This is a genomic window from Paenibacillus hamazuiensis (assembly GCF_023276405.1).
GTDB lineage: Bacteria > Bacillota > Bacilli > Paenibacillales > NBRC-103111 > Paenibacillus_AF > Paenibacillus_AF hamazuiensis.
In genome coordinates this window covers 2,369,697-2,394,194 of record NZ_JALRMO010000001.1, presented here as the reverse complement: position 1 = coordinate 2,394,194, position 24,498 = coordinate 2,369,697, and the positions used below count along the sequence as shown (strand labels likewise).

The following is a 24,498-nucleotide window of genomic DNA, read 5'->3' as shown; positions in this document are numbered from 1 at the left end:
GTCATTCGGCGCATACGGAACGCGGTTTGATGCGGCGGCTGCACCAAATTACGCTTTCGAAAAATTGTTCGAGCCGATGCTTTTTTTCACGTTGGAAATATGCTACATTAATGCCAAGTCTTCAAAAAGGGGAAAACGACGATGAAAAGCACGATGTACAGCAATGTTTTCGAAACGCTGGAAAAAGCGGTTTCGGAAGAGCAGTTGGCCGAACTTCAGCAGACGATAAATGAAGGCGGTTACTCGGCCTTTTATCAGCTTCAAGAAGGGTTTCACGAGAAGGTCAAAAACTTCGTCGACGAAGACGGTCCGGAAGTTCAGCAATTGATCGAAAAAGCGAGAAAGCTGTTTCCGGAGCCGAAAAAATTCAGCCCTTCGTGGCAATCTTTGTGGGATGAGCTGGCAGAAACGACCCGCCTTAAAATTCGCGTTTTCCAAACGATTCCGAAGGCGGACCGCGACGGCGAGTGGCAAATCGTGATGGATAACCCTGTAGCCGTCCAGGATATCGTCTGTTACCCGGGGCTGGAGTTTATGGATGCCGCTTACATGTTCGGTTATTTCCGCCCCAAGCTGGAGAAAAACGAATATATTCGGCTGCAGAAAATTCAGAATGTGATTATGGAGTTCGGAGATTGAGGGGGAGTTTCCCCCTTTCCCCCCACACATCGTAAAGCAATATTCTCTATTAAAAGTTATTTCTCTCCTTCTTCGTACCGCCCTTCCCTAAAGGCGTTTCCCTCCGCTAAAACGTTTCCCTCCCCTAAATCCCCTCCTGAGGAGGGGACCCCAGGCGCTGCGCCCTGGACCCGCCCCTACGGAGCGACTTCGGTGCCTCGGGCCCGCGATTGTCCTTTCCTCGCTTTGCTTCGCAAAGCATTGGACGGACACGCTCTACTGCGGCGTGGTGATGATGGAGGTTCGTCTTGCCTCTCACCTGCTCCACCATCGCTCCATTTGCAGCATATCAACTGCAAACCACTTTGCTCGCGATTTAGACCAATCTCACTCCCCTATCCCTATCCATGCGTTATTTTGTATGATTTTTCGTATACAATTGTTAGGACTAATGCAAAAAGAATAAATCTATTTGATTTTTCATACATAATATTCGGCTTTACCGTCCTACGGGCAATATGTATATGATTTTTTATATATATTGTTCTGTGTATACAAAACTTAGGGGAGCTTATATACGATTTTTCATATATAATCCGTACGCAAAGTTGCGCGACATAATGAAATCATTAAACACGAACCGGTTGGGACATCCTCCACACAAAGCCATAACATAAACAAAACAAAGGAGTGCTCCGCTTAGTAGGAGGCACTCCTTGTCTTTTTTATAGTTGAAAAAAATTAGGTTTGAACTGGTCTGGGACCGGCGACAATTTGGCCTTCATCCGTGATCGAGACGATCAGGTCGGGGTTGTTTTTGGTCTTGACGTTGCACAGCTTCATCCGGTTCTCTTCCAACGGGACGACAGCCCATTGATCGGCATCGGCGATGCCCTGCTCCGCCAAAAAAGCCGGGCGCTCCGAAAGCGCCGCGTCTTCTTCTTCCCAATACTTCACACCGTAATAGACCAGATTGTAGTGGTTTTTTAGCAGACAAGTGTAGATTTGATTCGTCGTTTTATGCTTCAGCACGTAAGGCACCGCATCTGCTCCTTTGCAAGCGCCGGCTTACAGGTAAGGATTCTCGTGCTTTGCTTTCAGCACGTTCCAGCGACGCTCGACTTCTTCCTCGAACGCTTTATAGGAAGCGTCGTATTCCGGACGGGTCATATGTTTCGTTTTGCCCATCATCTTCAGCCAATCGGACAAAGGCACCTTCTTGCCTTTTTCTTCCGGATTGTACGTGATCGTCGTAACGCCGCGTTCGATCTCGTACAGCGGGAAGAAGCAGGAGTCTACGGCCGTGCCGATAATGGTCGAGCCGTCTTTATCCTCAGACAACCAGTTTAACGGGCATGTGATCAAAATTTTGCCGTAAACGAGACCGACGTTTTGCGCGTAATATTGAGCTTTAGCCGCTTTTTTCACGAGGTCCTGAGGGTTCGCTTCGGAACCGGTGAACACATACGGGATGTTGGTTGCAGCCATAATTTGAGCCGTATCTTTATGGTGGAACACTTTACCGCCTTGCGCTTTGCCTACGTTCGACGTGGACGTTCTGTGACCCATCGGCGTGGAATAAGACAGCTGGGCACCTGTGTTCATGTAACCTTCGTTATCGTATTCGAGGATGATCATCTTATGGTTGCGGAGAGCCGCGCCGATAGCCGGGCCCATACCAATGTCCATACCGCCGTCGCCGGTGATCATCACGAAAGTGAAATCGTCTTTCAGCCCAAGATGATCGAGCTCGCCCCTGCGCTTGCGCTCCCAGAACATTTCCACGACGCCGGACAGCGTGGCCGCGCCGTTTTGGAACAAGTTGTGGATGTAAGTCGCTTTATGGGCCGAGTACGGATAACCGGTCGTCACGACCATCGCGCAGCCGGTTTGGAACAATGCGACGATGTCGCCTTCGATCCCTTTGAAGAACAGCTCGAGGCCGGAGAAAATACCGCAGCCCGGGCATGCTCCGTGGCCGGGAGCAATCCGCTTCGGTTTCTTCGTGAGTGAGCGGAGCGGCGGGATTTTCACGTTGACTTTACCGGTAGCTTCGTCCGGAGTGACGGTAATCAGACCGGTTTTGAGATCCTCATATTTCATCGGCTCCAGCACGCGCTTAGGCGCTTTGCTCGGGTCGCCCGGAGTATGGCCGTGATAATCGAACGGCTTCTCCACTTTGCCGGCTTTCAGTGCATCCAAAGCGTACTGGAACATTTGATGGCCGTCTTCCGCATAAAAGTCTTTACCGCCGAGACCGTAAATCCGGCTTTCCACCAGGATATCTTTGACGCCATATGTGAACAGTGCAGCTTTGATCTCAATCGTCATGTTGCCGCCATGACCGCCATAAGAGTCGGCGCGATCGCCGATCGTGACCGCCTTGACGTTACGCAGCGCTTCGGCGATCTCTTTGGCCGGGAACGGACGAATCATGTTCGGAGCGATCGAACCGGCTTTAATACCCTTCTCGCGAAGCTGGTCGACGACATCTTTAATGATTTCCGACGACGAGTTCATCAGAAATACCGCGACTTCCGCGTCTTCCATGCGGTACAGGTCGAGAATCGGATAATCGCGGCCGGTCAGCTCGAAATATTCTTTGCGGATCCGGTCGTATACGTCAGCGGCGCGATACATCGCCATCGACTGCTGATAGCAGTTGTTGATGTAGTCCGGCTCATTCATGTAAGGGCCGACCGTGATCGGATTTTCGCGGTCGAGAACGTGTGCAAAACCGGCAGGAGGCAGCTCGCCTATGAATTTATGCACATCTTCGCGGTGCGTAAACGTCATGACGCGGCGCTTCTGGTGCGAAGTGAAGTAACCGTCGGAGGCGACAAGCACCGGCAGACGGACTTCGGGATCTTCCGCCAGCTTGATCGCCATGATGTTCATGTCGTAAACGGCTTGCGGATCGCGGCACATCAGGATAGGCCAACCCGTATTCAGCGCAAAATACAAGTCCGAATGGTCGCCATGGATATCGAGCGGACCGGAAACGGAACGGCATACCAGGTTCATGACCATCGGGAAACGGGTACCGGACTGCACCGGCATTTGCTCGAGCATGTAGAGGTAACCGTTTGCACTCGTCGCGTTGAATACGCGGCCGCCGGCTGTGGAAGCGCCGTAACAAACGCCGGCGGAGCCATGCTCGCCGTCTGCCGGAATCAGCTTGATGTCGTGCTGTCCGTTTGCCTTCATCAAATCGAGAAACTGAGCCACCTCGGTGGAAGGTGAAATCGGGAAGTAACCCATCACATGGTAGTTGATTTGGTGAGCCGCATAGGCCGCCATTTCGTTGCCGGATTCGTAGACGATGCGTTGCTCGACCTTGCCTTGCGGCAGCTCTTTTTTCACATCAATCGCCAACTGTGTCTCCACCCTTCTTTAGTAGGAATGAATTTTATTTAAGCGTTAGCTGCCAAATTAAAGCGGTGCGGAACCCGATGCTGTTCGCCGTAGCCTTCCACTTCGACAAGGTTTGACAGCGCTTCCGTCGGGCATGCTTGTACGCACTTCAAGCAGCCTTTGCAGTATTGGTAATCGATGCCTTGCAGAAACATTTGCGGACGGCCTTTTTTATCGGGCTGCTCTTCCCACACGAAACAGAAATCCGGACAAACGTTATCGCAGGCTGCGCAGTGAATGCATTTCTCGTCGTCGAAACCAGGCATCATTCCCGCACGGGAAATGCTCAAATCCTTGAGAATGCTGTTGCCCGGATTCGTGATCATGCCGCCGATCGGCTGCGTTTCGTAACCGAGCATCGGCGTGTCGTGACGGACAAAAGCAGGCATTTGCTGGCCTTCGTTTAAGGAGAACGTCTGGAATTGCACCTCGTTGTAGCCTCTTTCGAACGTATTGAGCGCCGGCTGAACCGCTTGCGGATATTTCTTCTCCAGCGATTTGCGGATAACGCCTTTCATATATTCGGCATCGAGGAACGAGCATAGACGGAACAAACCTCCGAGCATTGCCATGTTGACTCGATTCTTCTCTTCCATCGCGATGCCGGTAGCGTCGACGACCGCGATCGTGCCGCCCAAAAGTTTCATGTTTTCCTTTAGTTGCTCAGGTGTTTTCTTGGAATTGACGAGCACAATCGAATCCTCATAAATGCCGCTGATGACATTGACCGTTTTCGACAAGTTTTCATGGAAAACGCCTACAACATGAGGTCGTTCAACGGGGGAGGTGTCACGAATGTTGGTGGCCAGGTCGCAAAAGCGGATGTGCGCTTTAACGGGAGATCCTTTCTTCTCCGAGCCGTACGATGAAAAGCTGACCCCGTTCAAATTGACGCCCATGATACCGGCTTCCGCCAGCATTTTGCCGGCCAGATTCGCTCCAAGCCCCCCAATGGATTCAAGGCGAATTTCGAAGAATCCGAGTTCGTTTGTTTTTGGCAATGTAACCAATGTAATGGCTCCTTTCCATCATGTGGCTCAGGTCCACTTTCGTAATGAACAAAATGGACAAAAAGAACTAATTTACTATATTCTAAATTGATCGACAAAATCCTCTTTCCGGAAAAAATTTTTCCTTGAAAAAGAGGGGGACGGAAAAACCGCCCCGCGTCAGTCGTTTTGGCCTTTGGACAGCGCCGCCTTGAGCGCGTCCGCGAGGCTGTTCGTCGGCTCAGCCTGCTCGCTGTATTTGCGCAGAAGCGATGCCTGCTCCCGCTTGTTCATTCGTCCGGACGATTCGCCAAGCGACTCGACGATGTTGCAGGGCCGGCATTGAAAATATTTTCCGGCCTTGCCCGTATGAATTTCCATCCTTTTATGGCACTGCGGGCAGCGTCTGCCGGAAAGCGGTGCTTCCGTCGCCCTGCGGTAACCGCATTCGCTGCCGGAGCAGACAAGCATTTTGCCGCGCTTGCCCTTGCGCTCCATGAGCGGCTTGCCGCATTCGGGACAGCGCGAGCTGGTCAGGTTATGCGGCCGGTACTGGGCCTCGCTCCGCTTCACTTCGCCAACAAGCCGGACGGTCTGCTCGCGGATGCCTGAGAGAAACTTGTTTTTGTCGCCCTGCCCTTTCGCAATCCGTTCCAGCTCGCGTTCCCATTCGGCGGTAAGCTCGGGCGACCGCAGCTCGCTTGCGACGAGCTCGATCAGCTGCTGGCCCTTGAGCGTCGGGACGAGGCGGTTTTGTTGACGCTCGATCGTCTCGCTGGAGAGCAATTTCTCAATGATATCCGCGCGAGTAGCCGGCGTGCCGAGATGGTGCTTCTCCATCTGAGTAAGCAGCGTCGCTTCGGTGAAACGCGCCGGCGGCTTCGTTTTATGCTCGGCGAGCCGGCACAGCTTGAGCGGCAAGCTTTCGCCTTCCTTCAGCTCCGGCAGCAGCTGACCGGCCGGTTCGCGCTCCTCTTCTTCATCATATGCATCCGCATCGCCGGAGAAGCCGGCACCCGTGCCGTAAACCTCGCGCCAGCCGGCAACTTTTTGCACGCGGCCCTTCGCATGAAACTTTTCTCCCGCAGCCTCCAACACAACGCTCGTTTCATCATATTGATATGCCGGATAAAACAGCGCGATGAATCGGCGCACGATCAAATCGTACAGCTTCCTCTCTTCGTTCGACAGCGCGCCGAGGTTCACATACTGCTCGGTCGGAATAATTGCGTGGTGATCGGTCACCTTGCTGTCGTCGACAATCCGCTTGGTGATGTTCAGCGCTTTTCTCAGCAATGGCTTGGCGAGCGGCGCATATGGACCGACGGCGATGCTTTCCAGCCGGCCTTTCAGCGTTGGCACCATATCGCTGGACAAATACCGCGAATCGGTGCGCGGGTACGTTACGAGCTTATGCTGCTCGTACAGGCGCTGCAGCACCGAAGACGTCATTTTTGCGGAAAAGCCGAGCCGCTGGTTGGCGTCCCGCTGCAGCTCGGTCAAATCGTACGCTAGCGGCTGCGGCTCGTTTTTGGCCGACGTCTTGAGCCGCACGACCTTGGCGGAAGCGGCTGCCTTGAGCTTATCGTGCAGCTTCTCCGCCTGCGCCTTGTCAAAGATGCGGCCATCCTGCTGCTCCCCGGCGCGCCACATCGCCTGAAATGTGCCGAAGTCGGCAATGGCCGTCCAATACGGCACCGGCTGAAACGCGCGGATCTGCCGTTCCCGCTCCATCAGCATGGCAAGCGTCGGCGTCTGCACACGGCCGGCTGACAGCTGCGCGTTATATTTGCTGGTCAGCGCCCGCGTCACGTTGAGGCCGATCAGCCAGTCCGCCTCCGCGCGGCATACGGCCGATGCATACAGGTTGTCGTAATCTTTGCCGGGCTTAAGCTGAGCAAAGCCCTCCTTGATCGCCTTATCGGTTTGCGACGATATCCACAGCCGCTTGAACGGTTTCTTCCATTTGACCAGCTCCATGATCCAGCGGGCGACAAGCTCCCCTTCCCTCCCGGCGTCGGTCGCGATGACGAGCTCGGCCAGATCGTTTCTTTTGCATAAGTCGGCGATTGCCCGGAATTGGTGATTCGTTTCACGGATGACCTTCAGATTCATTTTGGCGGGAAGCATCGGCAGATCGTCGAGGTTCCACGTTTTGTACTTCGGGTCGTAGTCCTCGGGTTCGGCAAGTTCGACCAAATGGCCGAGCGCCCAGGTCACGACATATTTCGACCCTTCGAAGTAGCTTTTTTGTTTTTGATTGCAGCCGAGCACCCGCGCCAATTCCTTGGCGACGCTCGGTTTTTCGGCGAGTACTAACGATTTCATAGCTTGCTCCTTAATGTGATCGATGTATGTTCACCGAACATCATACCACAGCAGATAGTATAAAATGAATGATTTGGCAATGATGTGCTTCAAATCACATTGCAAGACAAAAAAAGCGGGCCGTCTGCGCAGACGTTGCCCGCTTTGCTTCAATTCACATGTTGTCCCAGTTCCAGATCGCATATTGCGCTGCCTTGTCCAGCTCGAATCCGCATAACTTCAGGTTAAGCAGCAAATTGCCGCGATGATGGCTTTCGTGGGCGATCAAATAGCTGATGCTTGTGACAAGCCCTTTTTTAAAACCGCGGTATTCGATGTCCCCGTGTGCACAACGCCCGATAAACTCCGCGATATGTTCCCCGGAAACGGTCAAACAATCCGTCAGCAGCGCTTTACCAAGGCGATCGCTCATGCTCAGCTTCCGCAGGCCCTCCGCGAGAGCCGGATGCCACTTGTTCAGCTTGTCGCACCTCATGTTGTGGATGTGGGCGAGCTGTTTGGCCGGAGTGCCTCCCCCGCGTTTGGATATAGATAGATCCAGGCCTTCTTCGCCGATTTTTTCGAGGAGGAACAGGTTGATGCGGTTGTTTGTGTACCAAGTTTCTATCAATTGCTCCAGCCATTTTGTTTCAAGCAAAAAACGTCCCTCCCTGAACACACTGTCATTTACGGGGTTTGCAGCCGATCAATACCGATGCCTCCGACGGGACGAATCTTGATCGGATGGACGCCGGCAACAAGGGGCATGCAGCGCCGGATGGTCGCCAAAACAGCTTCGTTTTTAAGCGAAGCTGCATGCGACTCCGCATCCCTCCACATCTCCGTCACCCATACGTCATTCGGATCGTCCTCCGCTTCGTTGATGACATAGAGCAAGCACCCTTCCATCGCTTCCTTCTGCTTCGTCGCTTCCAGCAAATGTTGCACGAGCTCGTCCCGTTTTCCTTCATGAGCCGTCAATTTTCCGAACATGGCGAATAAACTCATCATTTATCATCCTTTTCTCAAAAAAATTTCGGATTTCATCGCTGCGTAATGTGCGGCGATTTCCGCGCTGACTTCGGCCATTCTGCCGACAAGACATTCAGGTTCGAGAATGGTGAGCGATCTGCCATAAGGGAGCAGAAAGTACGGAACATAGGTTTGCAAGGAAGGTAGCCCCAACTTGAATAAAGCTTGTTCCGCTTGCCTCTCGAGAAGCGCATGGCCAAACAGCCAGTGCTGGCATAACAGATCGAGCGCTTCCTTGGGCCCTTCAATTCTTACATCGACAAGAGCTTCCGAGGCGAATGACTCCGGGAGCAAATTCTGCATCAAAAATGACTTGGCGGAAAAGTCCGCCGGCCGCTCGAAATGGCGGTCGACACGGTCCAACCGTACAATGCGGTCCGCACGAAAGCTCCGCACCTCCTGCCTAAGCCGGCAAAAGCCGACGGTGTACCAGCTCCCCTTCCAAAAAACGATCCCGTATGGATCGAATCCGCGGGTGCTCGGCGCGCCCCTTCCCTTGTCATACTCCATTTCCACCGACTGGCCGCGCGCCGCGGATTTCTCCAAAAGCTGCAGCACTTCCTGCAGTTTCCCGTCAACAGGCGGGTGAATGACGGAGAGGCCTTCGCTGTGCCGCTCGATGTGATCGAGCTGATCCTCGTTCGTGTACCGCTTCAGCTTTTCGACCGCACGATTCAGCGCCTCCGGAAACGGATAGCCGGCTTCGCTGGCGAATGTCGAAGCATGTACGAGCGCTTTCTGCTCCTCCATATCGAACAGCAGCGGCGATTCCGCGAAACGGCCGAGAATCCTGTAGCCGCCGCCCGGCCCCGAATCGGCGATGATCGGCACCCCGCTGGCACACAGCGAATCGATGCAGCGGTATACGGAGCGAATGTGGATATCCAGTTCATTCGCAAGCTGCTGCGCGGTCATTTTCCTGCCCGAACGAAGCAGCCACAGAATGGACAACATGTTATCGGACTTGGACATACCCTCATCTACCGTCCTTTTTTTGGAGCTTTCCGACGCTGTCTGTAACAAGTATAAACCAAAACCACTGACAAATACGGTCAGTGATTAAGGCGCCCAAGCGTAGATGTTGTCAGGTTAAGCGGGACCATGTTCTAACTCGCGATTGCCCGGTTTCTTTTCTGTTAACAGAGGCGATGGCGTTAATGCGTGTCTCAACAGCCTTCATCGGCGAGCAATTTCCTGCAAATAACTGCAGACAGTGACGATCCCCTTATCGAAATTGTCGAGATGAAAATGCTCGTTCGGCGCATGCAGGTTTTCATCGGGCAGGCCGAAGTTCATCATGACGACCGGTGCACCGAGCAGCCGGTAAAACGCTTCGACGATCGGAATCGAGCCGCCGCCGCGCACATAAACCGGCTCCGCTCCGAAGCCTTCCGCGTAGGCCCGTGCGGACGCCCGAATGTACGGATCGTCCGGCGATACGAGAAACGGTTTGCCTTTGACGCCAGGCGTCACCTGTACCGTCACTCCCGGCGGCTTCCGTTCGTCGATATGCTTCTGAATCAAGGCGAGAATTTCGTCGGGGTCTTGGCCGTCAACAAGCCTGCAAGAGATTTTGGCTGCGGCCGACGTCGGCACGATCGGCTTGATCCCTTCGCCTTGGTAACCGCCGGAAATGGAGTTGATTTCCAGCGTCGGTCTCGCTGTGGTCCGTTCGAGGAACGAATAGCCCTTTTCACCGAACAGCTCCTCGACTCCGAGATCTTTCCTCACCTGCTCTTCGTCATGACGCAGCTCGTCAAACCTCGTTTTATCTTCCGGGGATAGCGGATTCACCTTGTCGTAAAAACCGTCGATCGTAATGCGTCCGTCGCTGTCTTTCATAGATGCGAGCAGCTCTACGAGCGCGTGTATCGGGTTTTGCACGCCGCCGCCGTATAGGCCGGAATGAAGGTCGTGCTTCGGCCCCTTCAACTCCACCGAAAAGCCGCAAAGCCCGCGCAGTCCATACAGCACGGAGGGCCGTGCACGGTCATGCATCGGCCCGTCGGAAATGACGACGGCATCCGCCTGAAGCCGCTCCGCTTCGCGTTCCAGAAAAGCGTGCAAATGCCGGCTGGCGATCTCTTCCTCGCCTTCGATGCACAACTTGACGTTGACGGGGAGCTTCCCGTGGACGGCGAGCAGCGCTTCCAGCGCTTTTATATGTATGAACAGCTGACCTTTGTCGTCGGTGGCGCCGCGCGCGTAAATTTTGCCGTCGCGCACATCCGGCTCGAACGCCGGGGTATCCCAAGCGTCGTCGGGATCGGACGGCTGGACGTCGTAATGCCCGTAAATCAGCACGGTCGGTTGCCCCGGCGCATGCAGCCAATCGGCATAAACGACGGGATTGCCCCCGGTCGGCAGCGCCTGGGCATTATCCATTCCCGCCTGGCGCAGCGATGCAATGAGCCAATCCACAGCATGGCCGATGTGCTCCTGATGCTCCGATCCGACGCTGACGCTCGGAATCCGCAAAAATTGCTTCAACTGCTCGATCTGCTCGTCGCGATGCGATGCAAGATACGATTTCAATTCGCTATTCATGGAAAAGTATCCCCTTTCGTCCGTAATTAACGATATTAATACCCATCATACCACAATTTAGAAAACAGCCCCAGCAGCGGTCCCCGCCGGTGAATGCCGGGCCTCAAAGCGGGCTTGCATCGGAAAAGAGCTGCGATAGATCGATTCTGCACCGCGATTACCGTCAAATTTGCTATGCAAAAATATATACGCCGGGCCTCGAACAATCGAAACCCGGCGTTTTCGCAAAAGTTAATATCCCGAAAATATATGAATTGTAAAATATTCAAAGGCCGCATTTCCTAAAAGAGGAGTTCCACAACATATGAAGAAACTGGGGACACAAGCTACGCTCATCTGCATGGCGATCATTCTGCTGATCCTGTCCGTTCGCCCCCCCTCTTCCGAACCAAGACAGCCGGTCAAGCCCGGTTACCCGATGCCCTCCGTAAACCTGCCGTCGCTGGACGGAAAAAACGTTGCACTGAACGCCTCGCAGCGCAAACCACTGCTCATCTACTTTTGGGCCAGCTGGTGCGAGCCGTGCCGTGCGGAAACGCCGGATCTCATCGCCTTTTACGAGCGGCATAAAGGAGATATCGGCGTATATGCCGTTAATGTGACGTCCAAGGACGAGCCGGACTCGGTCCGTTCCTTTGTCCGCCAGTACAACGTGCGTTTTCCGGTTTTGCTCGATGAACGCGGCGAGGCGGCGGAGCAATTCCGCATCGTTTCAATTCCGACGACGTATTGGATCGACGCACAAGGCATTATTGCGGACCGGTTCATCGGCCAGCTTACCCCGCAAAAGCTTGAGGAGAAGCTCCGTTCCCTCCGGCGATAAGCTGTTATACCGCGTGAAGATATTTGGCCGCTTCCGTTCGGTATGCGCTGATCGCTGGAGCAACTCCTGCGGCAAGCCCTAGCGCGCACACAGCCGCATTGACGGCGATCAGCCCGCCGGAAAGCTCAACCGGTACGGAGATCGAAATGTGCGAGCCGATATATTGCGCCATCCCCCATGCAAACCCGTACCCCGCAGCCGTTCCGATGACGCAGCCGAGCGCCGAAACCATAGCCGATTCGAACAAAACGATGGATACGACCCCTCCCCGGCTTGCTCCGATCGCCCGCAGAATCGCCACCGTACGTCTTCTCTCGATCGTCGATCCGTACATGGCGAGCAGGATGGTCAGTCCGGCCATGCCCAAGACGACATAGCTAAGGTAGCTCAATATTTGCTCTCCGCTGCCCATCATATCGAAAATTTTCGCGATCACCTGACCCGGAAATACGGCTTGGGCTTCCTTATCCTTATTGATCTCCTGGTACATTCTCATCAGGTCCGAGTAGCTTTTGGGCTTGACTAGCGCCGCCGTTACTCCCCGCGACTCGTCGTGATCGTCCGCCTCCGCCGCGCCCTCGTGATGCTCCTCATGCTCGTGGCTGATCCAGTAGCTGTCCATGCTGACGTAAATGCCTTGATCGGCCGGCGCATTTACGCTGTGAAGTATGCCCACGACCGTGAACGGATTTTCCTTATGTTCTTCCCCGCCTTCTGCGATCCGCGCCACGCCGTGTCCCGAGACGAACTTGTCTCCGATCTTAAGACCGGTTTCTTTAGCCGTTTTTGCGCCGATGACCGCTTCGAACGGACGTTCGAACAGCCTGCCCGCAGCGAGCTGAAAATAAGGCGGATCGGCGGGCCTTCCTTTGAGTGAAAAAAAATCCCGGCTCGTGCCGACCAGCCTGAAACCTCTGTAGTTGTCTCCCAGAGCAAAAGGCACGGTCAGCGTAACCCGAGGGTCGTTTTCAAGCTTATGGTAATAATCGAGCGAAATGTTGGCAAGCGGATTATCCATCAAAAAAATGGTGTTGAAAACGAGCTGATTGGCGCTCCCTTTCGAGCCGACGATCATCCCGAACGGCTCGCTCGCCTTGACGATACCCGAGCGGATTCCGCCGGAAATCATCATGATGCTCAGCGTCATGGCAACGCCGACGGTTACCACGAGGATGGTGATCAGCGTTTGAACGCGCCGGTTAACGAGATTGAGCCAAGCCATGCGCATGAGCGACACGATTTTGCACCCCGCTTTTTCCGGTGAATGATAGATCACGGATATTTATGGTTTTGTCGAGCTGTCCGGCCAGCTCCGGATCGTGCGTGCACATTAGCAGAGCGGTTCCACCGGAGCGGCAAGCATCCACAAGCAAGGAAAACACCTGCGCGGCATTATCCGCATCGAGGCTTGCCGTCGGTTCGTCGGCCAGCACAAGCGCCGGGCTGTTGGCTAAAGCTCTTGCGATCGATACGCGCTGCTGCTCGCCGCCGCTCAGCTGCGACGGCTTATGATCCAGCCGGTGGCCGAGTCCCACCTGAGCGAGCAGCTCCGCGGCGCGTTCCTTTTGCTCCTTGCGGGGAACGACATTCCCGAACTTCATCGCCGCCAGGACGTTATCGAGCGCAGAAAAACCGGACAGCAAGTTGAAGCTTTGAAACACGTAGCCGATATGCTGAGCCCGAAATCGGTCAAGCTCGGCTTCCTTCATCCCATGGACAGGTTTATCGAGCAGGCGGATGCTTCCGCTCGTCGGACGAAACAATCCGGCGATAAGATGCAGCAAGGTGCTTTTTCCCGAACCGCTCGGACCGACCAGCGCGGCTTTCTCTCCCCGTTGCATTTCAAAATAATCTACGCTGACGACCTCAATCCGCTCGCTTGCCGAAATTGCAAATGATTTCGTTACTTTATCCAGCACGAGCATTACTTCAGCACCTCCACTTTGTCCGCGTTGATGCGGATCAAGCTGACGAAACCGGTCTCCTCGTCGGTCTGCGATCCGACGCTGAGCGTGCCCGTCACTTTAACCTGATGCTCCGTCGGCGTTACGTCCTTGCCATTGGGCATAAAAACGACGACGATATCCGTCGGCCAATCGGCGTCCGTAGAGCAGAACGGGCAGATCGTAAGCGCCACCTTGGTCAGCACGAAAAAATGGACCTTGGCGGTCAGCGGAGGTGCCATAAAACCGACCATCTCCACCTTTTTACCGTTCAGGTTGTTGATTTTATCGGATATTTTCACGCCGCGCACCGTGATCTCGGAATACAGATCCTGAAACGTGATCTTCGGCACCTTTTTGGCGTCCGTGGCGATGTTAACGGCCGGCTTCTCTTTAGACGCGGCCTCTTCCGCCGTTTTGACCGCGGAGCCGGAAGGATCGTCGGGAGCCGCTTCCGCTTTGGGCTCAGCCTTCTGTGCCGCCGCAATCGGAGCGGATTGGACCGGCGCATTGGCGGGGTCCGGTTTGGCGACCGTTTCCGAATTGGCTGCTGCAGTGCCTTGCGGCGCCTCAGGCTGCGGATTGGGTGATGCCGCCTTCGTCTCGGCAGCGACTTCGCGTGAAGCCGCCGGGCTGGCGGAAGGGCGCGCAACGTCCGGTGTACCGGCGGGTGCGGTTGCGCCGGCATCGCCGGTTTTTCCGGTATCGGCCGGTTTCGTTTCCGCAGGTTGATTCTGCAACTCCGGCTTGGAAGCCTGTTCGTTCCGATTCCCTTGACTCGCCGATGCCGATGGCGTCACCTCTTTGCCGGATGCGGAATTTGCCGCTTTAACGGACAAATCAACCGCCCCCTCCAAAACGGGAGGAGACGGTTGACCGCATCCGGGAACAAGCATAATGAAAGCCATCGTGCCGGCAAGCAAGGAGGTCATCGCGCGTTTTGAGTAAACCATGCTTTGACTCCCCCCCATTTTGCTGTAAAACCGGCTAGTATTACTTGGAAAGCACATCCAGCATCGAGCTGCCGGAGACGTACGTCGTGCCGTTTTCAAATTTGAAATCAAGGCTGACATCTTTTCCGTTTTTCGACGCCTTGCCGCTGGAAAGGTTCAGCTTGATCGGGCTGCCGTTAATATCTGCCGTAATTTCGCGGGCTGCCGCGTCGAATTTGACGGAACCGCCCATCATGTTGACGAAGCTTGCGAGCGGAATCCAGTTTTTCCCGTCGTTTTTCGCATCCGTCAAATTCAAGCCGAGGGCGTTAACCATGCCGTAGAACACTTCCGTATTGTCGAGCGTGCCTTTGAAATAGTTCGCACCCGGTCCGTATGCCATCAGCGGAACATCGTCGGCCGTGTGGACGCCTTGGCTCTCCACGAGCGGATTCACCGTGCCCGGATGGAGGAAACGGTCGCGGTTCGGATCTTCCGGATCGGCCAATTTCGCCGGATTCGCTACATAAACGCCGTCTTTGTTTTTCACGGTCGGAGAAGTCGGCACCGGATCGAACTTGTAATCTTCGTAATAATCCGGGTGGGATCCGAACACGACCGCCAGCTTGCGGTCAGCATCCGGATTGTCCGGGAAGCCGTCGCCGTCACCGTCTACATAAGTCGGGAATTTCGACTCCTCGTATGTGCGGAACGCCTCTCTGCCCGATTTGCCGTCGCCTTCCCAGTACGTTCCCGCTACGCTGACGGAATGAGAATGGTCGGCGGTGACGACGATCAAGGTGTCCCCGTTCTTTTCCGCAAAACGTTTGGCCACCCCGATCGCTTTATCCATTTCGATCGTATCGTAAGCGGCGCGCTCCCAATCGAGCGGGTGCAGCTGCTTGTCGATGCTGGCGCCTTCGACCATCAGGAAGAACCCTTTGTCGTTTTTGCTGAGCACGTCGATCGCCTTCTGCGTCATATCCCACAGGTTCGGCTGGTCGGTAAACGACTTCAGCTCCGCCTGATTGCCCGTGGACCGGTCGTAATATACGCTCATATCGCCCGTATGGAACAAGCCGAGCAGCTTGTCGGGAGTACCCGTCGCTTTCAGCTGGGTTGCGTTTTCCACGACGAAGTATCCGCTTTTCTCAAACATGTCGAACAGGTTTTTGTCGTCTTTGCGCTTGGAGCCTGCGGTCGATTTCGGCAGGAAATAAGCCGAGCCCCCGCCCAAGATGACTTCCGGCTGCAGCTTGTAGAGCATTTCGGCAATTTCCGGCTTGTCCGCGCGGCGGCGGGTATGCGATACGACCGCTGCCGGAGTCGCGTCTTCGATTTCGGACGTCGAAACGACGCCAACCGACATGCCGCGGCTGCGCTTCAGCATTTCCGCGAGCGTCTCCACCTTCGGATCGTCCAGCGAGCTTTCGGTATTGTCGGGATAAATGCCGAGCCCGTTGACCGCCGATTTATGGCCCGTGTTATAGGCGCTGGCGCTGTTCGCCGAGTCGGTGACGAGCGAATCCATGCCCGATGTTGTGACGACGGCGCGTTGGTCGAATTTATCCATCTCGAGCAGTCCGTTGTATTTCCCTTCGGTCAGCCCTTTGGACATGATCCGGGACATCGTAACATCCGGAAATGCCATGCCGTCGCCGACGAAGAGAATGACGTTTTTCGCTTTCTTGCCGCCCTGCTCCGCAAGTACGACGTCGTATTTGACGGTTTTCGACATGCCGTCCGCTTTGACGGTTACTTCATAAGAGCCTGCATCCTTGATCGAGACGTCGCGGACCGTAAACTCCTGGCTTTTGTCCGTTTCGGTTTTCGTCAGCGGCTTGCCGAAAAATTTCTCCGCATCCTGACCGTTCACTGAAATGCTGACGGATGACGGCTTGGCGGCCAGATTGTTCAGCTCGACGCGAAAATCGAACACACTGCCCGCCAAAAATTTCGCCCGGTCGATCGGAGCGATGTAAATCGAAGCTTGTCCGTTTTCCTCGGCGGCGTACGCCTGGTTTGCGCCGCCAGGCAAAACGACGGCCTCGCCCGCGAGCAGCGATGCGGTGAGCGCTACGCTGGTCAGCACTTTAAATACCGGTTTTCTCATCTCGAATGAGCACCTCCATATGTATTAAGACCCTCTCAATATACTAAAATTTTGTAAATTTACTTGTTTAATAATGTTAAGTTATTTTTAAGATTGCAGAATATTTTTCCAAAAAGAACCCACAATAACGTCAATACATCTTCAGAGGTGAATGCGGTGGCTTATGTCGTTTCGGTCGGCACCGCCGTGCCGTCCTACCGCTTGTCAAAAGAAGAGGCCCGCGCCACGGTGCGGCGGTTGTTCGGGGGCGCCTACGAGCATTTGGACCGGCTGCTCTCGATCTTCGACAACAGCGGCATCGATGAACGTTATTCGTGCGTGCCTGCGGAGTGGTTTGAAACGAAGCATTCCGTAGAGGAAAAACACCGGCTTTACGTGCAAAACGCGATCGATCTGGCGGAACGGGCTATCCGGGAATGCATGGAATCGGCCGGAACGGATGTTTCCCGGATCGATCACTTGATCTTTGTCTCGACTACCGGGACGGTAACGCCGAGCATCGACGCTTATTTGTACAACCGCCTTCCGTTTCGGCGGGATGTGAAAAGAACCCCGGTTTGGGGGCTCGGCTGCGCCGGAGGAGCCGCGGGGCTGGCGCGCGCGTACGAATACGTTTCGGCGTTTCCCGATCACATGTGTCTCGTCGTCAGCGTCGAGCTGTGCGGGCTGACGTTCATTGCCGACGATCGGTCGAAAAGCAACCTCGTCGCCACCTCCCTGTTCGCCGACGGAGCCGCGGCCGCGCTTGTTGCAGGAAGCGCATGCAGGAGCTCGCGCGGTCCGCGCATTGCCGCGGCGAAAAGCACGATATGGCCGGACACGCTCGATGTGATGGGCTGGGATGTGACAAACGACGGGCTCAAGGTCGTTTTCTCGCGGGATATTCCGACGCTGATCCATCAGGAAATGTACGGGAACGTAAGCGAGTTTTTACAGCAGCACGGCATCTCCGTCGAAACCATCGACCGCTACGTGCTTCATCCCGGCGGCATGAAGGTGCTGCGTGCGTATGAGGAAGCGCTTGGTCTCGCGGATGACCGGCTCGGCTACTCGCGCAGCGTGCTGCGGCGATACGGGAACATGTCGTCGGCCACCGTCTTTTTCGTGCTGAAGGAAGCGATGGCGGACAGATCGGAAGCAAGCCGCGGGCTTGTCGGCGCGCTCGGGCCCGGCTTCAGCTCGGAGCTGCTGCTGCTGGAGTGGTCATAGCGGGAGTGTTTATATAAACCGATGATGTCATCCCCTTCGGGAACATGAACAGGTTTGGGAGGAATCAGCGATGCATACGTTTTTTGCCGTCATCTTCACGGCCGTCGTGCTGCAAAGGGTTGCCGAGCTTCGGCTGGCGCGCCGAAACGGCGAGCGCGTCAAAGAGCTTGGCGGTTATGAGGTCGGTGCGGGGCATTATAAGTATATCGTGATGCTGCATGCCGCCTTTTTTGCCGGTCTCGCAGCGGAGGTGCTGCTTGGAGGCGCCTCGATGCCGGAATGGTGGTGGCTCCCCTTCTCGCTGTTCGTCGCGGCACAAGAGCTGCGTATTTGGTGCATCCGCAGTCTCGGCATGTATTGGAACACGCGCATCTGGGTCGTGCCGGATATGGAGCCGGTCAGGCGGGGGCCATACCGGCATTTCCGTCATCCGAACTACATCGTTGTAACGCTCGAGCTCGTCCTTTTGCCGCTGACGTTCGGCGCACTTCGCACCGCGGCGTTCATTGCGCTCGCCAATGCGCTCGTACTGCGCCAGCGCATCGCCGCCGAAGAAGCAGCGATCGCAGCAGTCGTTCGCGGGAGGAATGTCCAATGACGGGCCGGGCGCGGCTGCGGGGAGCTGCCGATGGTTTGACGACGGAGGCGGCAGGTGCGGTTCGCGGAAATCCGTCGGACGATTCCGCTCGCAGCGGTGCGGATCCGACCAACGACGACGTCGGCTACGAACCCGAACGCGCCCTCAGCTTCGCCGCTGCCGACAATGCTGCAGACCGGATCGGCTGCCCGGGGGAATATCCGTATACCCGGGGTATATACCCGAATATGTATAAGGACAAGCTGTGGACGATGCGGCAGTACGCCGGTTTCGGATCAGCCGAGGAGACGAACCGCCGGCTGCATTATTTGCTGCGGCACGGCCAAACCGGCCTGTCCCTCGCCTTCGACCTGCCGACGCAGCTCGGGCTGGACGCGGATCATCCGCTCGCCTGCGGCGAAGTCGGCAAGGCCGGCGTATCGGTCAGCTCGCTGGCGGACATGGAGACGCTGCTCGCCGGTCTTCCGCTCGGCGAAGTGAGCCTGTCGATGACGATCAACGCTACGGCCCCCATCCTGCTTGCGATGGTGCTGGCTGTCGCGGAAAAGCAGGGCGTGCCGCGGGAGAAGCTTGGCGGGACCGTGCAGAACGACATCCTGAAGGAATATGTCGCGCGCGGGACATACATTTTCCCGCCGCAGCCGTCGATGCGCCTCGCGGTGGACCTGATCGCCTACTGCGAGGCCTATCTGCCGCGCTGGAACCCGATCAGCGTCAGCGGCTACCATCTGCGCGAAGCGGGCGCCACCGCCGCGCAGGAAATCGGCTTCGCGCTCGCGCATGCGGCCGCTTACGTCCAGGCCGCATGCGGGCGCGGCCTGGACGTCGACGCGTTCGCGCCGCGCGTCTCGTTTTTCTTCGCCGCCGGCCTGCACCTCTTCGAGGAGGCGGCGAAGTTTCGCGCCGCGCGGCGGCTGTGGGCGCGGCTGATGAAGCAGCGATTCGGCGCCCGCTCGCCGAAATCGATGCAGCTGCGCGTGCACGCACAGACGAGCGGCTCGCAGTTGACGGCGCAGCAGCCGGAAAACAACGCCGCGCGCGTTACGCTGCAGGCGCTCGGCGCCGTGCTAGGCGGCACGCAGAGCCTGCATGCCAACGCGCTCGACGAAGCGCTCGGGCTGCCGACGGAGGAGACGGCCCGCATCGCGCTGCGAACGCAGCAGATCATCGCGTATGAGAGCGGAGTCACGGACAGTGCCGATCCGCTCGCCGGCTCCCGGTACGTCGAAGAGTTGACGGACCGGCTCGAGCGGGAGGCGCAGGAGTACATGGCGGAAATCGAGCGGACCGGAGGCGTGTTCGAAGCGCTCCGCGCCGGTTATATGCAGCGGCTTATCCGTGAAGCGTCGTACCGGCACCAGCTTGATGTCGACGCGAAGCGGCGCATCGTCGTCGGCGTCAACGGGTTTGCCGAACTTCGCGAAGAGAGGCTATCGCCTTCACCGTTGTTCGGGTACATAACCGACGCGCTCTCCCCTGCTCCGCACGGCCATCCTACGCATTGCGAAAACCGAACAGAGCGGCCGGAGTCAGGCCCGCATTATCGAGCGAGGCAACATGTTTCAGGTATCGTGCAGCATAAGCGGCCGCAAATGCCGCTTCCGGAACGCCTTGCCGAACTTCGCCGCCGTCGCGACAACGTCAAAACGGCAGCCTTGCTGGATCAACTCCAGCAGGCCGCCGTGCGGGACGACAATCTGATGCCGTATATATTGGACTGCGTGAAAGCGTACGCGACTGTCGGCGAGATATGCGACAGACTCCGCTGCGTTTTCGGCGAATACGAGGAGGAGCTTTTCCCATGGACCCACGAATAACCGTGCTGATCGCCAAGCCCGGACTGGACGGCCATACGCGCGGAGCGCTGGTCGTCGCCCAGGCGCTGCGCGATGCCGGGATGAACGTCGTTTATTCCGGCATCCGCAAGACGCCGGAACAAATCGTACAGCTCGCCATCCGCAAGCAGGTTGACATCATAGGCTTATCGTGCTTGTCCGGCGCTCATCTGGAGCATTTCCCCGAAGTGGTTCGGCTGCTGCGCGAAAAGCAGTTGCCGATTCCGGTCATCGGCGGGGGCGTCATTCCGCACGAACATATCCCTCACCTGCTTGCAGCCGGCATTTCCGCGATATTTACATCCGGAACTCCGCTGCAGACGATCGTGAGTTATATCCGCGATACCGTTACAGTACACGGCGGGCAGTCGTATAATTGTTTTTCCACCAGCCCTGGTTAAGATCCGAAATCATAACGCCCGGGCCACCCCACGTATGAATGAATTTGCCGTTCCCGATATAAATGCCGACGTGGTGAATCGGCGAATAGAAAAATACGAGATCTCCCGGCATCAAATTGCTTTTCGGCACATACTGTCCTGCACGGGACTGCTCTTGCGACGATCTCGGCAGGTTAATGCCGTTATAATGAAAAGCGGTCCAAGTGAACGAGGAGCAGTCAAACGTACGTGTCGAGCCGATCGGCGAACCGAATCTATACGGTGTTCCGATAAATCTTTTTGCCGTCGAAATTACGCCCTGGGCTTGTGACGACGAATAGGCGTAAGCGCTATGCGTCGGCAATGCCATGCTACCGGAGAACAGGATTGCAGCTCCGAGTCCTGCGGTCATCAGCTTTTTTGCCCATTGTTTCGCGTTCCACATGTTCATCATCAGTAAAACCTCCCATTGTAAGCGTGATTTTTGGCTGTTCAATTGCCTTGACCACACTATAACACAATAAAAAATTCCACTATTTTCCTGTAGTCGTGCGAACACTTGACAGAACGCGGTTTAACCCATTTTATTAGAAAACAATGAGAATTATCTCATGATTTGCTCCTTGTAAACGTTTCACTCCGCTTCGGAAGCTTGACGCGGATCGTCGTGCCGACCCCTTCCTCGCTCAGCGCATCAATGCTTCCGTGGTGCAAATCGACTATACGTTTGGCGATGGACAACCCCAGCCCGCTGCCCCCGGTTTTTCGCCCGCGAGCCTTGTCCACGCGGTAAAACCGTTCGAAAATATGCGGCAATTCGTCTTCGGGAATGCCGATCCCGCGGTCTTTCACCTTCAACAGGACGTAGCTCGGCCGATCTTCCAATGAAAGCTCGATGTCATCGGAGCTGTATTTGATTGCATTGTCGAGCAAAATAACAAGCAGCTGGCGAATTTGTTCCGGGTCGGCATAGACGGCCGCATCGTCCCCTTCGCAAAGCAAGCTGATATTTCGATGAAACGTCACCTTAAACGAATCGATCGTCTGGCGGATCAGCGGGATAAGCGGCGTTTCCTGGCGATTCGGCTCCGCTTCGCGTTCCGATTCCGCAAGGCGAAGCAAGGAGCTGGTCAGCGTTTTCAGCCGTTTCGTCTCCGTTTTGATCGCCTCAAGCGCTTCCTCGCGAATGCTCGGGTCGTCCCCGCCCCATCTGCTCAGCAAGCTGACATAACTTTCGATAACGGTCAGCGGCGTGCGCAGCTCATGCGAGGCGTCTCCGACGAACTGCCTTTGCCTGCGGTCGTTTTCTTCAAGACGGTCGATCATCTCGTTAAAGGTCATGCCGAGTCTGCCCAATTCGTCCTGTTTCATCGTCAGCTCCGGGCTCAGCTTGGCAAAGGAACCTTTTTTCTGGATCGTCTGCATCGTCGAGAACAGCTCGCGGATCGGTCGGAAAATAAAGCGGGTATAAAAAAAGCCGCCTACGACGGAAAACAGCAATATCCCGATCGAAGTAAGCGTGAGCGCGGTGACAAGCACACTTAAATAATCGTTTAATACGTTTAACGACTTGCCGATTTCAAGCTGGCCGACCTGCTCTTTTTTGCTGTAAATCGGCACCTGGATAAAAATCGCGCGAAATCCGTTGTACCGTTTGCTCACCCAGTAATAATCGGTGCGAAACACGGGCGGATGCTGCAGCAAATTTTCGTCGCTGAAGGAAACGGTTCTCACGGTATTATCGCGGTCAATGATACGAATCAGCGTATTCGGCTCGAGAAATTCATCGAGCAGCTTCGGATCGTCCCAATTTTTCGGGGAATGAATGTCCGGATCGCGCAAAATAATTTGCGCTTTGTTCCAGACAAGCCGATTTTCGCTAAGCGTTGACATCCGTACAAAAAAGAAATAGATGAACAGGTTAAACAAGGCGACGAGAAGTACGATCCAAATGCTGGTGAGCATGATGAGACGCGTTTTTAAACTCATAATGAACGCTCCCCGTTACACATCGGCATCGATGTAATAGCCGACGCCCCGCGAAGTTTGGATCAGCTTGGTCGGCCGCCCTTTGTCCACCTTTTGCCGCAAATACCGGATGTATACGTCGACAATATTCGTATCCCCGACGAAATCGTAACCCCAAACGTCCGAAATGATTTGATCCCGCGAACAAACTTCCCCGTTATGCTTGACAAGATAAAGAAGAAGATCGAACTCCTTGGGAGTCAGGTCGACCTGCTCCCCGTAACGCGTCACTTTTCTCGCCTTCGTATCGATGGTCAGGTCGTCGACTTTCAGTACGGGTTCCTCGTTTACGCGCGGTTTCGATATAGTAAGCAAATTGCGGATCCGGGCGAGCAGCTCTTCAATCACAAAAGGCTTGGTGACGTAATCGTTTGCCCCTTGGCCGAAGCCGCTTACCACATCGGGGGTCGTTCCGCGTGCGGTCAGCATGATGATCGGTACGTAGTTGTCGGCTTGGCGGATTCGGCGAAGCACTTCCATACCGTTCAGCTCCGGCAGCATGACGTCGAGCAGGATCAGATCCCACGATTCGCCCAGCGCCAATTCGACCCCGGTTCTCCCGTCATAAGCGACACCCGTTTCATAACCTTCATGTTCGAGCTCGAGCTTCAGCACCCGGGCGATATGCTCTTCGTCTTCGATCAGCAAAATGCGTTCGTCCATAGCCGCTCCCTGCCTGCCTTATCTTTACGATAGTTTTTCCTTGAGGCGGCTTCCTATGCGCTGACACATTTTTCGGCAATGCTCCATATTTCGCTAAAAGAGATCGATTCGGGGCATTTTCCCGCGACTTTTGCGGTTGCCCGGGAAATGGTTCGTTTATTCCGCCATAACGCAAAAAAAGCCTCTCGTCCGATCAAGGACGAAAGGCTTATCTTCTGCGGTACCAACTTTTTTATAAAAACATATTCCATTCTCGTTTGCCATATAAGATTCGAGTAACAACAATCGAATCGTTACTTTCAGATATAACATAGAAAACAATGTAATTACCAACCGGCAGCATTCTGATACCTTGAGAAGCTAACTTCTCATCTTTAACTAATGGGTATCTATAAGGGAATTGCTCCAATTCAAATATTGCTTCTCCGATTCCAGAGATCATGTTCTCTGCTGTCAATGGTTCCTTCAATTCAAGCGCAATATATTCAGCAATTCCCCGTATATCAAATTCGGCTGGTTCAGATATGGCGATATTATAGATTTTCACTTTACAAAATCCTTTTGAATGTCATGAAGCGCTTCGCGAAAAGATCTTACCCTCTTTTCTTTAACAGCATCCATACCTTCATCAAGCAATTTGTATAATTCAAATTTGCCGACCAGCTTCTCATACGTCTCAATACTCATAACAGCCAAATCGCCTTGACCGTTTTTCGTAATGTAAACAGGTTCTGCATATTTATGGCAAAAATCAGATATTTCATTATATTTGTTCCTCAAATCCGAACTTGGTCTAATGGTAGGCATTTTATCACCTCGCATTTATTATATCGGTATTATATCAAAATAACGATATAACCTCAACCATTCCGGACTGCCATATCTGTTGAAAGTTCGCATAGAAACAGAGAATAAGAGAATAATGGCGAATAAAATAAATCTGATTTAATATTAGTCAAATTTATAATTAATGTCATTAATTATTATTTTGATTAACTAAAATAATAAAGCTATTCTGCATAGTTCAAGTATAATCGTAATCACCATTGACCCTACGGCCGTGTTCG

Annotated in this window: 23 protein-coding genes; 6 read left to right on the top strand and 17 right to left on the bottom strand. The window is 54.8% G+C overall.

The genetic code is table 11. The annotated features are described in order from the left end of the window. Positions 1–141: 141 nt before the first annotated feature. Complete coding sequence (locus tag MYS68_RS10555; RefSeq protein WP_248925805.1) at positions 142–639, top strand: hypothetical protein; 498 nt, start codon at positions 142–144, stop codon at positions 637–639. A gap of 720 nt (positions 640–1,359) precedes the next feature. Here MYS68_RS10555 and MYS68_RS10550 read toward each other — a convergent pair. The 8 genes from MYS68_RS10550 to MYS68_RS10515 all read right to left on the bottom strand — a co-directional run bounded on the left by MYS68_RS10550 (position 1,360) and on the right by MYS68_RS10515 (position 10,907). After that, positions 1,360–1,659, bottom strand: coding sequence for a hypothetical protein (locus MYS68_RS10550; RefSeq protein ID WP_248925804.1), 300 nt, complete (start codon positions 1,657–1,659; stop codon positions 1,360–1,362). Positions 1,660–1,686: 27 nt separating this feature from the next. Then, complete coding sequence (locus tag MYS68_RS10545; RefSeq protein ID WP_248925803.1) at positions 1,687–3,993, bottom strand: thiamine pyrophosphate-dependent enzyme; 2,307 nt, start codon at positions 3,991–3,993, stop codon at positions 1,687–1,689. Positions 3,994–4,031: 38 nt separating this feature from the next. Next, positions 4,032–5,042, bottom strand: a complete 1,011-nt coding sequence (locus tag MYS68_RS10540; RefSeq protein WP_248925802.1) for a 2-oxoacid:acceptor oxidoreductase family protein — start codon at positions 5,040–5,042, stop codon at positions 4,032–4,034. Between the two features lie 159 nt (positions 5,043–5,201). Then, positions 5,202–7,349: a DNA topoisomerase III gene (locus tag MYS68_RS10535; protein WP_248925801.1), complete on the bottom strand. Its 2,148-nt coding sequence runs from the start codon at positions 7,347–7,349 to the stop codon at positions 5,202–5,204. 154 nt (positions 7,350–7,503) lie between these two features. After that, positions 7,504–7,986, bottom strand: a complete 483-nt coding sequence (locus tag MYS68_RS10530; protein ID WP_248925800.1) for a hypothetical protein — start codon at positions 7,984–7,986, stop codon at positions 7,504–7,506. 29 nt (positions 7,987–8,015) lie between these two features. Further along, positions 8,016–8,336 carry a putative quinol monooxygenase gene (locus MYS68_RS10525; RefSeq protein WP_248925799.1) on the bottom strand — a complete coding sequence of 107 codons (321 nt, stop codon included), beginning with the start codon at positions 8,334–8,336 and terminating at the stop codon, positions 8,016–8,018. Between the two features lie 6 nt (positions 8,337–8,342). Continuing rightward, positions 8,343–9,332: a helix-turn-helix transcriptional regulator gene (locus MYS68_RS10520; protein WP_248925798.1), complete on the bottom strand. Its 990-nt coding sequence runs from the start codon at positions 9,330–9,332 to the stop codon at positions 8,343–8,345. 204 nt (positions 9,333–9,536) lie between these two features. After that, complete coding sequence (locus MYS68_RS10515; protein ID WP_248925797.1) at positions 9,537–10,907, bottom strand: dipeptidase; 1,371 nt, start codon at positions 10,905–10,907, stop codon at positions 9,537–9,539. Positions 10,908–11,211: 304 nt separating this feature from the next. Between MYS68_RS10515 and MYS68_RS10510 the strand changes: the two genes are divergently transcribed. After that, the gene (locus MYS68_RS10510; RefSeq protein WP_248925796.1) at positions 11,212–11,730 is read left to right on the top strand and encodes a TlpA family protein disulfide reductase; all 519 of its coding nucleotides are present in this window, start codon (positions 11,212–11,214) and stop codon (positions 11,728–11,730) included. A gap of 4 nt (positions 11,731–11,734) precedes the next feature. Here MYS68_RS10510 and MYS68_RS10505 read toward each other — a convergent pair whose 3' ends face one another. Genes MYS68_RS10505 through MYS68_RS10490 form a run of 4 tightly spaced genes read right to left on the bottom strand, consistent with a single transcriptional unit; the run spans position 11,735 to position 16,718 of the window. Then, positions 11,735–12,958: an ABC transporter permease gene (locus tag MYS68_RS10505; protein WP_248930870.1), complete on the bottom strand. Its 1,224-nt coding sequence runs from the start codon at positions 12,956–12,958 to the stop codon at positions 11,735–11,737. Then, positions 12,930–13,655 (bottom strand): ABC transporter ATP-binding protein, encoded by a 726-nt coding sequence (locus MYS68_RS10500; RefSeq protein WP_248925795.1) that lies wholly within the window; start codon positions 13,653–13,655, stop codon positions 12,930–12,932. The genes MYS68_RS10505 and MYS68_RS10500 overlap by 29 nt, the downstream gene beginning before the upstream one ends. Beyond that, positions 13,655–14,626: a hypothetical protein gene (locus MYS68_RS10495; RefSeq protein ID WP_248925794.1), complete on the bottom strand. Its 972-nt coding sequence runs from the start codon at positions 14,624–14,626 to the stop codon at positions 13,655–13,657. The genes MYS68_RS10500 and MYS68_RS10495 overlap by 1 nt, the downstream gene beginning before the upstream one ends. A 40-nt stretch (positions 14,627–14,666) precedes the next feature. Further along, positions 14,667–16,718 (bottom strand): alkaline phosphatase, encoded by a 2,052-nt coding sequence (locus MYS68_RS10490; RefSeq protein ID WP_248925793.1) that lies wholly within the window; start codon positions 16,716–16,718, stop codon positions 14,667–14,669. 63 nt (positions 16,719–16,781) lie between these two features. Between MYS68_RS10490 and MYS68_RS10485 the strand changes: the two genes are divergently transcribed. The 4 genes from MYS68_RS10485 (at position 16,782) to MYS68_RS10470 (ending at position 20,761) form a co-directional block, all read left to right on the top strand. Continuing rightward, complete coding sequence (locus MYS68_RS10485; protein WP_338043565.1) at positions 16,782–17,927, top strand: type III polyketide synthase; 1,146 nt, start codon at positions 16,782–16,784, stop codon at positions 17,925–17,927. A 70-nt stretch (positions 17,928–17,997) separates the two neighbouring features. Continuing rightward, positions 17,998–18,525: an isoprenylcysteine carboxyl methyltransferase family protein gene (locus MYS68_RS10480; RefSeq protein WP_248925791.1), complete on the top strand. Its 528-nt coding sequence runs from the start codon at positions 17,998–18,000 to the stop codon at positions 18,523–18,525. Continuing rightward, positions 18,522–20,342 (top strand): acyl-CoA mutase large subunit family protein, encoded by a 1,821-nt coding sequence (locus tag MYS68_RS10475; protein WP_248925790.1) that lies wholly within the window; start codon positions 18,522–18,524, stop codon positions 20,340–20,342. Before MYS68_RS10480 ends, MYS68_RS10475 begins: the two co-directional genes overlap by 4 nt. After that, entirely contained in the window at positions 20,327–20,761 is a 435-nt protein-coding gene (locus MYS68_RS10470; protein WP_338043564.1) for a cobalamin B12-binding domain-containing protein, read from the top strand. Before MYS68_RS10475 ends, MYS68_RS10470 begins: the two co-directional genes overlap by 16 nt. Here MYS68_RS10470 and MYS68_RS10465 read toward each other — a convergent pair. The 5 genes from MYS68_RS10465 to MYS68_RS10445 all read right to left on the bottom strand — a co-directional run bounded on the left by MYS68_RS10465 (position 20,709) and on the right by MYS68_RS10445 (position 24,238). Next, positions 20,709–21,191 (bottom strand): C40 family peptidase, encoded by a 483-nt coding sequence (locus tag MYS68_RS10465; protein WP_248930869.1) that lies wholly within the window; start codon positions 21,189–21,191, stop codon positions 20,709–20,711. The genes MYS68_RS10470 and MYS68_RS10465 overlap by 53 nt on opposite strands. Positions 21,192–21,349: 158 nt before the next feature. Continuing rightward, positions 21,350–22,729, bottom strand: a complete 1,380-nt coding sequence (locus tag MYS68_RS10460; RefSeq protein ID WP_248925789.1) for an ATP-binding protein — start codon at positions 22,727–22,729, stop codon at positions 21,350–21,352. 15 nt (positions 22,730–22,744) lie between these two features. After that, a complete protein-coding gene (locus MYS68_RS10455; protein ID WP_248925788.1) occupies positions 22,745–23,431 on the bottom strand; it encodes a response regulator transcription factor in 687 nt (228 codons plus the stop codon). A gap of 232 nt (positions 23,432–23,663) precedes the next feature. After that, a complete protein-coding gene (locus MYS68_RS10450; protein ID WP_248925787.1) occupies positions 23,664–23,978 on the bottom strand; it encodes a type II toxin-antitoxin system RelE/ParE family toxin in 315 nt (104 codons plus the stop codon). Further along, on the bottom strand, positions 23,975–24,238 hold the full coding sequence (locus tag MYS68_RS10445) for a type II toxin-antitoxin system Phd/YefM family antitoxin (protein ID WP_248925786.1): 264 nt from the start codon (positions 24,236–24,238) through the stop codon (positions 23,975–23,977). The genes MYS68_RS10450 and MYS68_RS10445 overlap by 4 nt, the downstream gene beginning before the upstream one ends. Positions 24,239–24,498 lie beyond the last annotated feature (260 nt).